This is a genomic window from Okeania sp. SIO2B9 (assembly GCF_010672505.1).
GTDB classification, from domain to species: domain Bacteria; phylum Cyanobacteriota; class Cyanobacteriia; order Cyanobacteriales; family Microcoleaceae; genus Okeania; species Okeania hirsuta.
The window spans coordinates 1-5,932 of sequence record NZ_JAAHGK010000376.1; the positions used below are offsets into that span (position 1 = coordinate 1).

At 40.4% G+C, this 5,932-nt stretch carries 6 protein-coding genes; 3 read left to right on the forward strand and 3 right to left on the reverse strand.

Translation table 11 applies throughout. From position 1 onward, the window contains the following. Positions 1-66: 66 nt before the first annotated feature. On the reverse strand, positions 67-219 hold the full coding sequence (locus tag F6K13_RS14835) for a hypothetical protein (protein ID WP_287287732.1): 153 nt from the start codon (positions 217-219) through the stop codon (positions 67-69). 312 nt (positions 220-531) lie between these two features. On the opposite strand from F6K13_RS14835, the gene dnaK reads away from it, so the two are divergent. The 3 genes from dnaK to F6K13_RS14850 all read left to right on the forward strand — a co-directional run bounded on the left by dnaK (position 532) and on the right by F6K13_RS14850 (position 3,181). Beyond that, positions 532-2,442 carry a molecular chaperone DnaK gene (gene dnaK / locus F6K13_RS14840; protein ID WP_124143658.1) on the forward strand — a complete coding sequence of 637 codons (1,911 nt, stop codon included), beginning with the start codon at positions 532-534 and terminating at the stop codon, positions 2,440-2,442. Positions 2,443-2,454: 12 nt separating this feature from the next. Then, positions 2,455-2,577 carry a hypothetical protein gene (locus F6K13_RS14845; RefSeq protein WP_287287734.1) on the forward strand — a complete coding sequence of 41 codons (123 nt, stop codon included), beginning with the start codon at positions 2,455-2,457 and terminating at the stop codon, positions 2,575-2,577. Positions 2,578-2,671: 94 nt separating this feature from the next. Beyond that, on the forward strand, positions 2,672-3,181 hold the full coding sequence (locus F6K13_RS14850) for a DUF4112 domain-containing protein (RefSeq protein ID WP_287240094.1): 510 nt from the start codon (positions 2,672-2,674) through the stop codon (positions 3,179-3,181). Positions 3,182-3,478: 297 nt separating this feature from the next. Here the strand turns inward: F6K13_RS14850 and F6K13_RS14855 are convergent, their stop codons facing one another. Together F6K13_RS14855 and F6K13_RS14860 are read right to left on the reverse strand one after the other, a co-directional pair. Continuing rightward, positions 3,479-4,459 (reverse strand): aldo/keto reductase, encoded by a 981-nt coding sequence (locus F6K13_RS14855; RefSeq protein WP_124143660.1) that lies wholly within the window; start codon positions 4,457-4,459, stop codon positions 3,479-3,481. Positions 4,460-4,910: 451 nt separating this feature from the next. Next, positions 4,911-5,932 (reverse strand): formylglycine-generating enzyme family protein (locus tag F6K13_RS14860; protein WP_353735665.1); only part of this gene is annotated, 1,022 nt, incomplete at its 5' end.

Here is a 5,932-nt window from a genome sequence, read left to right on the forward strand (position 1 = left end):
CTGACGCAACTAGCCTCTGCCGAGTCCCGCTAGACAAATGGTTAGGAGCTGATTATGGCAGAAAAATCAAGGGATAATTTTTCCGACTACCTCCTCTATAATTCCCCGTTCCTCCTGTCTCCTGTCTCCTGTCTCCTGTCTCCTACCCCTACTAAAAGACTTTTGAGCGCAAACCCTAACTATCAAAGAAGCGATCGCTAGACGGCAAACACAACACATAACTTACGGTTTGCCACAATGGCGGCGATCGTCCAAGGAGCGTAAATTAGAAAGAGTAAAGGAGGAAAATTATAAAAGTTCCTCAAAGTCCAATATTCCTTGATGTTCGGTAAACACGCCTTCATGGAATCGTCTAAATAATCGCAGTATAGATATAAGTAACTTAATCTTAAAGACTGTATAAAAAATGGACAGGCCCTGGACTAAATCCAGAAGGCTTAAATATTAGTCCTTAAGTCAACCGAAAAAAACAAAAACTAAGGTTGACAAAAAGTAAAAAATTTTGTAGTAATTTGGAGCAAAAAAACTCTTATGGCAAAAGTAGTCGGAATTGACTTAGGTACAACAAACTCCTGTGTTGCAGTTATGGAAGGTGGTAAACCCACAGTAATTGCTAATGCAGAAGGTTTCCGTACAACCCCTTCTGTAGTTGCCTACGGTAAAAAAGGAGAGCAACTCGTAGGGCAAATCGCCAAACGTCAAGCTGTGATGAACACCCAAAACACCTTTTACTCAGTAAAGAGGTTCATTGGGCGTAGATTTGATGAAGTAACCAATGAAACTACTGAAGTTTCTTATAAAGTTCTCAATGTTAATGGTAACGTTAAATTAGATTGCCCAGCATTAGAAAAACAATTTGCCCCCGAAGAAATTTCAGCCCAGGTTCTGCGTAAACTGGTTGATGATGCTAGTAAATATCTTAACGAAACAGTAACACAAGCAGTAATTACCGTACCAGCTTATTTCAATGACTCCCAAAGACAGGCAACCAAAGATGCAGGTAGAATCGCTGGTGTAGAAGTATTGCGGATCATCAACGAACCTACCGCAGCTTCTCTAGCTTATGGGTTAGATAAGAAAAGTAACGAAACTATCTTAGTATTTGACCTTGGTGGTGGTACATTTGACGTTTCTATCCTAGAAGTAGGTGATGGTGTATTTGAAGTATTAGCTACTTCCGGTGATACACACCTTGGTGGTGACGACTTTGATAAGAAAATTGTTGATTTCCTCGCTAAGGAATTTGAAAAAGCAGAAGGAATAGACCTACGGAAAGATAAGCAAGCACTGCAACGTTTAACAGAAGCAGCAGAAAAAGCTAAGATTGAACTTTCTAGCGTTACCCAGACAGAGATTAACCTGCCATTTATTACCGCTACCCAAGATGGACCTAAGCACTTAGATACCACCTTAACTAGAGGTAAATTTGAAGAACTCTGTGCTGACCTGATCGACCGCTGTCGCATTCCTGTAGAAAACGCCATTAGAGATGCTAAGTTAGATAAAAGTTCTATTGATGAAGTAGTATTAGTTGGTGGATCTACTCGGATTCCCGCAGTCCATGATATTGTTAAGAAAGTCCTCGGCAAAGATCCAAACCAAAGCGTTAACCCTGATGAAGTGGTAGCTGTTGGTGCTGCAATTCAAGCAGGTGTGTTAGCAGGTGAAGTTAAAGACATTCTCTTGTTAGATGTTACTCCTCTATCTCTGGGTGTAGAAACCTTGGGAGGCGTAATGACCAAAATTATTCCTCGTAACACTACTATCCCTACCAAAAAGTCAGAAGTGTTCTCAACTGCTGTAGATGGTCAGACAAACGTAGAAATTCATGTACTGCAGGGGGAGCGGGAAATGTCTAACGACAACAAGAGTTTAGGAACTTTCCGCTTAGATGGTATCCCCGCAGCACCTCGTGGCGTACCTCAAATTGAAGTTACCTTCGATATTGATGCTAATGGTATTCTGAATGTAGCTGCGAAGGATAAAGGTACTGGTAAGGAACAGTCTATCAGTATTACAGGTGCTTCCACTCTACCAGATACTGAAGTTGAGCGGATGGTGAAAGAAGCAGAAGCTAATGCTGCTGCTGACCAAGAACGTCGTGAAAAAATTGACCGTAAAAACCAAGCAGACTCTTTAGCATATCAAGCTGAGAAGCAAATTCAGGAGTTGGGAGATAAAGTTCCTGAAGCTGATAAGACTAAGATTGAAGGGTTGGTTAAAGATTTGCGTGATGCTATTTCTCAAGAAGATGACGAACGTATTCAGTCTCTAACTACTGAGTTGCAACAAGCTCTGTATACTGTGAGCAGCAATATTTATCAACAAGGTTCTCCTGATGGAGCAACTCCTCCTAATGGTGATGGTGCTGCTGAGTCTTCCTCAAGTTCTGCTGGTGGAGATGATGTAATTGATGCTGACTTTACTGAAACTAAAAAGTAAGTAGTCTCAGCGTTGCTGAAGGAGTCAGGAGTCAGGAGTCAGGAGTCAGGAGGGAAGAAAGAAGAAGTAAATGAGGAGTATGCTCCCCCTCTGAATCCGGACATGATATCGTACCTCAAATCAGCAACGCTGTAGTCTTTAAGCATAAAGTGTAAGTTCAGTAGGGTGTGGGTGATGTGACACCCTACTGAACTTACACATTTATTGAATTTTACTCACATAACTTCCAATGGCAAAACCATCTCCCACTACCTCTGGCGATCGCCCTCAAGCAGCTAAGGTTAGACAACTGCGTAAAATTAGCGATTTACTTGATAATGCTGTTCGCGTTCCTGGTACTTCTTATGGCGTTGGTATTGACCCACTTCTAGGATTGATTCCTGGGGGTGGTGATTTTTTAGGAGGACTTATTTCTGTTTATATTGTATTTTCAGCAGCAATGATGGGTTTGCCACGGGAAACTCTGATGCGAATGGCGTCTAATATTGTATTTGATTCTTTGGCAGGAATTGTGCCTGTTTTTGGAGATTTGTTTGATGTTGCTTGGAAGGCAAATTCTAAAAATATGGATATTTTGGAGGCTCATTTAGAGTCTCCTAAAGTTAGTAAAAGTGCTGATCGCGGGTTTGTTTTTTTGCTGTTGGGCGGTTTAATTTTATTTGTTATTGTTATTGCTACTTTGGGGTTTTTAGTTATTAGTTTATTTGTGCATATTTTACAGTTTATTGTGTCAGGTTAGGTTGAGAAAAATGGTTATAAAAATTGCACTTTTTAACCATAAAGGTGGAGTTAGTAAAACAACTCAAATAACCACCCCAATATTGAGGTGGTTATTAACTATTGTAAAAACGAGATTAGCAAGTGTTATTTATATTAGCGTTTAACTTAACCTTGCCCTAACTATAATTTAATTATTACAGACTTATACATCATAAATCAAGAGGACTATTGCTATAACCCAAAAAAATTATATTTCCAATCACAAACTTTTTCTTCCCTTCTTCCTTCTTCCCTCTTCCTTCTTCCTTCTGCTATATCAATTAGTCTGAAAAATATTTTGTACCATTTTCTTATCTGTACTCGCCGCAGCATTATCCAGTTCCGCAACTTCACCAGAATCTAATTCCCAACCTAATGCACCAATATTTTGTTCTGCTTGTGCTATATTTTTTGCCCCCGGAATAGGAATTGCACCTTTACAAATACACCAGTTAATTGCTACTTGCGACATAGTTTTATTTCTTGACTTTGCTATTGCTTCCAAACATGATAATAGGGGGCGAACTCCTGGTAATATTTGCTTAAATAAAAAACCTCGAATACCTTGAGGAACAGAACCGTTTTCTGAATATTTTCCTGTTAATATTCCCAATGCTAAAGGACTATATGCAATTAATTTAATTCCCAATTCATCACAGATTTCTTTTACTCCTAATTCTGTCACAGGATAGGTTGATAATAGAGAATATTGAACCTGTAGAGTATTTATCGGAATATGGCGATCGCGAAATCTTTCATACACTTTCATTAACCGTTTGGGCCCATAGTTCGATAGTCCCACACCTTTTACCTTACCTTGTTCGTATAAGTCAGCCAAACCATCTAAAAGTCCCCATTCTTGCCAGGGTAAATAATTTGCTGTAGACCAGTGCATCTGCACCAAATCGACATTTTTTCCGAGGCGTTGGGCCGATGCTTCGCCAGCAGAAATCATTGCTTGACGACCCCAGCGCCAGGGATAAGCAGCAAGTTTTGTGGCAATGCAAATATTCTCTTGATTTGCCCCCGTATATGCTTGGGAAAACTGCCCCAATAGCATTTCACTGCGTCCGTTTAATTTGCCTGTACCGTAGGAGTCTCCTGTATCAAATAAAGTCACACCATTAGCAACACAAAGATTGAAGACATTTTGCAACTCATTATCCATACTTTCATCATATCCCCACAGGAGGCGGTTGCCCCATGCCCATGTACCACAGCCCATTTTTGGTAGGATAAGTTTTTCTTTAGTTTGCATCCTGACTCTTTCTCAATATTAGACATCTATATATTTTCTCACTATAGCGCTACGCGCCAGGGAATAGGGAATAGGGAACAGGGAATAGCAAACTGTAATATCATGTCCGGTTGAACAGTTATAAATAAACGACTAAGGAGTCAGGAGACAGGAGACAGGAGACAGGAGGGTAGAAAGAACACAGAAGAAGGAGAAAGTTTTTTTATCACTAATTATCCGGACATGATGTTATATCATGTCCGGTTGAATACTTATAAATAACTGTTGTGAGGAGTCAGGAGTCAGGAGTCAGGAGTCAGGAGGAAAGAAAGGGGAAAAAGAGGAAATATTGGAGAAAAGTCAAGATAATTTCAGTATTTATTTGGTACTGTCGGTATTGTCAGTCCTTAATTTTATTTATAACTGATTATCCGGACATGATATAATGCACCATTTAAGGTGTGTCAGTCCACTATGAGACTACTAAACGAAAACCAATATGAGTGGTTCCCGTATCAGGAGCTTGAGACTCTCTGGCAGCAGGTCGATAACGACTACAATAATTTTTAGCACACAGGTAAGAACCACCTTTGATCACGTGCAATGCTCCTTCCTGGGGTTTGATGGGATCGAAACTGGCGGTTTTGTCAGGTCCGACGGGGTTTAAACTATGGTCTTTGCCAGAATGTCCGACTTGATACCAATCTGAGGTCAGTTCCCAAACGTTTCCGGTCATTTCATAAAGTCCGTAACCGTTGGGGGGAAAAGATTCTACTGGTGCAGTTCCTAAATAATTATCTTCTTTGGTATTGAAAAAGGGAAACATCCCTTGCCAGGTATTCGCTTTCTTGGCAGAATATTGATTTCCCCAAGTGAATTCTTGCTCTTCAAGACCACCCCGCGCTGCATATTCCCATTGAGCTTCTGTGGGAAGAGATTTACCCGCCCAATTAGCATAAGCAACTGCATCCTCATAAGCGATGTGAACCACAGGATAATTATCTTTCCCTCTGATGTTGCTCTTTGGACCGTAGGGATGTTGCCAATTAGCACCCACTGTCCAATGCCACCAGCTTAAATAAGCAACTTGTTGAATACCTTCGGAGGGAGGTTGAAATACGAGGGAACCAGGTTGTCGTTGCTTGTCGGTTAGATTGGGAAATTGTGATTTTGAGAGGGGGCGTTCGGCAATGGTTTTATAGCCTGTTGCTTTGACAAATTTACGGAATTCTGCGTTGGTGATTTCGTGGCGATCGATGCAAAAACTATCTACAGTGACGTCACTTGCAGAAACTTCTGATGGATAATGAGAATCCGATCCCATTGTAAAATTTCCTCCAGGAATAAATACCATTCCCTCTGGACAACTATGATCTGTAGAGGATGCTTGTGCTGTTGTGGAGAAAGGGAAAATCAGGGATATTGTGAGGAAACAGAGAATAAGTGATTTTAAGCAAAAAGTTTTCATAAAATGATTGATAATTCGATAATACA

What these genes read in the sequence shown, in the direction of transcription:
- F6K13_RS14835 (WP_287287732.1), bottom strand. Translation starts at nt 219, where the DNA reads ATGTGTTGTGTTTGCCGTCTAGCGATCGCTTCTTTGATAGTTAGGGTT.
- dnaK (WP_124143658.1), top strand. Translation starts at nt 532, where the DNA reads ATGGCAAAAGTAGTCGGAATTGACTTAGGTACAACAAACTCCTGTGTT.
- F6K13_RS14850 (WP_287240094.1), top strand. Translation starts at nt 2,672, where the DNA reads ATGGCAAAACCATCTCCCACTACCTCTGGCGATCGCCCTCAAGCAGCT.
- F6K13_RS14855 (WP_124143660.1), bottom strand. Translation starts at nt 4,459, where the DNA reads ATGCAAACTAAAGAAAAACTTATCCTACCAAAAATGGGCTGTGGTACA.